Raw genomic sequence first — 2,989 nt, forward strand, 5'->3', positions numbered from 1 at the left:
CAACCCAGGCCGGGCACACCCATGCCAACCAGATGGATCCGCCAGATGCATAACAAAAAGAACATTCTGCGTGCCCTTGCAACCCTGTCTCCCTGCCTGTTTGCCGATACTGTCAGCGCCGAAGGCTTTGTTGAAGACAGCACGCTCAACTTGCAGATGTCCAATTACTACTTCAACCGGGATTTTCGGGACGGTGCCGGGCAATCGAAACGTGAGGAGTGGGCACAGGGTTTTCTGCTCGACTTTCGCTCCGGGTATACGCCAGGCACCGTCGGCTTCGGCCTGGACGCGCTGGGCATGCTCGGCCTGAAGCTCGATTCCAGCCCGGACCGAGCCGGTTCCGGCCTGTTGCCCGTGCACGACGACGGCCGCGCCGCGAATGAGTTCAGCCGCCTGGGGCTGACAGCCAAGGTCAAGGTCGCGAAAACCGAACTCAAGTACGGCACGCTGATCCCCAAGCTGCCAACCGTGCAGGCCAATACTGGCCGCATCCTCCCGCAAACCTTCGAAGGGGGACTGCTGACCAGCAGTGAGATCGTGGGCCTGACGTTTACCGGCGCGCGCTTCGACCGCGTGACCGACCGCGACTCGACAGACGCGCGGAAGATCACCTTGAACAACAAGAACCGCCGATTCGCAGGTGCAGTCGAAGGGGACGACTACTGGGTGGGTGGCGCTGATTATGCCGTCAGCAAGGCGCTGACCCTGAGTTACCAGTATGCCGAACTGCAGGATGTGTACAGGCAGAACTTCTTTGGCGTGAATCACGCCTGGAGTGTCGGCCCGGGCAGACTCAAGAGCGACCTGCGCTACATGCTCAGCGACGACGCGGGCAAGGCTCGCGGTGGTGCGATCGACAGCGGTGCGTTGAGCGGCATGTTCACCTACAGCCTGGGCGGGCATGCCTTTGGCCTGGGCTTGCAGAAGATGAATGGCGACACGTCGATGCCATTTCTCAACGGCACGGACCCTTACCTGACCAACTACATCCAGATCAACGATTTCGCCGAGCCTGGCGAGCGTTCCTGGCAACTGCGCTATGACTACAACTTTGCCGCCGTGGGTATTCCAGGGCTTACATTCATGACTCGCTACGTCAAAGGTGACAAAGCCGACTCCGCCACCCGCACCGGTGAAGGCCGCGAATGGGAGCGCAATACCGATATCGCCTATGTGTTCCAGGCTGGGGCGTTGAAGAATGTCGGCATCCGTTGGCGCAATGCGGCCTACCGGTCCAGCTTTGCCCGTGGCGCGGATGAAAATCGCCTGATCGTTTCCTACACCTTGCCTATCTGGTAAGCCCAGCGCGGTGAACCTGGCTGCGCGCCAGAGGCTCAGGGCGCGTCAGCAGGTTCAGCCAATAACAGACACTTGCTACAGGAGAGCAGCATGAACAGCATTGCTTCGGCAGTCCTTGAAGAACTCGCCCCAGGCGGCATCCTTCGGGTCGCGATCAACCTTGGTAATCCGGTACTCGCCCAGCGCGGCATCGACGGTGAGCCTCAGGGAGTTTCCGTGGCTCTGGCCAAGGCGCTGGCCGAAGAGCTTGGCGTGCAGCTGGAAATGCGTACCTTCGATGCTGCGGGCAAGGTGTTCGCCGCATTGGAAGAGGGCGCCTGGAACCTCGCGTTCCTCGCGATCGAACCTGTCCGTGAGGCGCAGATCGCTTTCAGCGAGCCCTACGTGCTGATCGAGGGGACGTACCTGGTCAAGCGTGATGCGCTCTATCAGCACGTCGATGAACTGGACCAGGCAGGCCTGCGGCTGGCCGTTGGCAGGGGCGCCGCGTACGACCTGTACCTGAGCCGCACGCTGCAACATGCCGAACTGGTGAGGGCCGACACCTCGGCCGCCGCGGTCGATCTGTTTGTCGAAAACGGTGACCTGGATGCTGCCGCGGGGGTGCGCCAACCTTTGCAGAAGGTCGCCGATGCCGACCCGCGCTGGCGCGTGCTGGACGGTGCCTTCACGGCGATTCGTCAGGCCATGGCCGTGCCGCGTGGATGCGACGCAGGTGCAGCTTACGTACGCAGTTTCGTCGAGCGCCGCCTCGCCGAAGGCTTCGTGCGTGGCGCCTTGTTGGCGACCGGGCAGACAGACGTCAGCGCCCCGCGCTGAGCGTCGGGTGAGGGTGGTGGCGCAGGACTCCTGAATCCCAGGCTGTTTCGAGGCAGCCTGGGAATTGCGGTGCGGTCCTACACCGCGCGCGAGGGTACGCTTGCCCTGGAGTGCGCCGGTATCTGCGTTTCAGCGTGGGCTATCTCCCATGCATCCCGCGGCTCGTCCAGATCGCGGTTGAGGGTTTCCGGGGTCTTGAACGTGGTGTACAGGGTGATCAGCGAAAGCAGCGCCAGGTAACAGGCAATCGGCAGCCACGCGCCGACGCCCGCGCTGGCGTCGCCGCCGCTGCGGGCCACGACCAGGGCGATGATGCCCGCACCGATCATTGGCGCGATCCCTCCGGCGATCACCGCCGACGCCTCGCGGGCGATCGACACGCCCATGTAGCGGTGCCGCGCGCCGAACAGCTCAGGCATCAATGCCGCCTGGGTGCCAAACATGCCCCAGGTGCCGATGCCCAGCGCGATCGAGATGGCAATGATGCTCGCCACGACGTTGCCCAGGCTGAGTACCCACCAGACCGGGAAGGCCAGCGCCAGTTGCAGGAGGGCGAAGGACCGGTAGACCACTACCCGGCCAAAGCGGTCGCTGAGCTTGCCGGCGAGGGGCACGGTCATCGCGCCGAGCAGGGCCGCGCAGATCAGTGTCAGCACCCCCACCGGCCCTTGCAGGCCCACCACGCCGACGATGTAACTCACCGCCAGGGCCTGGTAGATCGACGAGCCGCCGTTTTCGCCCATGCGCAGGCCGATACCGATCAGCAGGGTGGGCCGGGAGTGTTTCATCGCACTTTTCAGCGGGTTGTCGCACACGCGCTTGAGCGCCTTGAGGCGGATGAAGGTCGGCGATTCCTTGAGCGACAGGCGCA

General features: G+C 63.5%; 2 protein-coding genes and 1 pseudogene. 2 read left to right on the forward strand and 1 reads right to left on the reverse strand.

The annotated features are described in order from the left end of the window. Together VJS90_RS19440 and VJS90_RS19445 are read left to right on the forward strand one after the other, a co-directional pair. Positions 1 to 1,299 (forward strand): OprD family porin (locus VJS90_RS19440; protein WP_414704955.1); only part of this gene is annotated, 1,299 nt, incomplete at its 5' end. Positions 1,300 to 1,389: 90 nt separating this feature from the next. Continuing rightward, a complete protein-coding gene (locus tag VJS90_RS19445; protein ID WP_324123260.1) occupies positions 1,390 to 2,118 on the forward strand; it encodes a transporter substrate-binding domain-containing protein in 729 nt (242 codons plus the stop codon). 77 nt (positions 2,119 to 2,195) lie between these two features. On the opposite strand, the pseudogene VJS90_RS19450 reads toward VJS90_RS19445, so the two are convergent. Next, a pseudogene (locus tag VJS90_RS19450) lies at positions 2,196 to 2,989 on the reverse strand (MFS transporter); the annotation flags it as partial.

The sequence above is a fragment of the Pseudomonas sp. genome (genome assembly GCF_035277045.1).
Taxonomy (GTDB): domain Bacteria; phylum Pseudomonadota; class Gammaproteobacteria; order Pseudomonadales; family Pseudomonadaceae; genus Aquipseudomonas.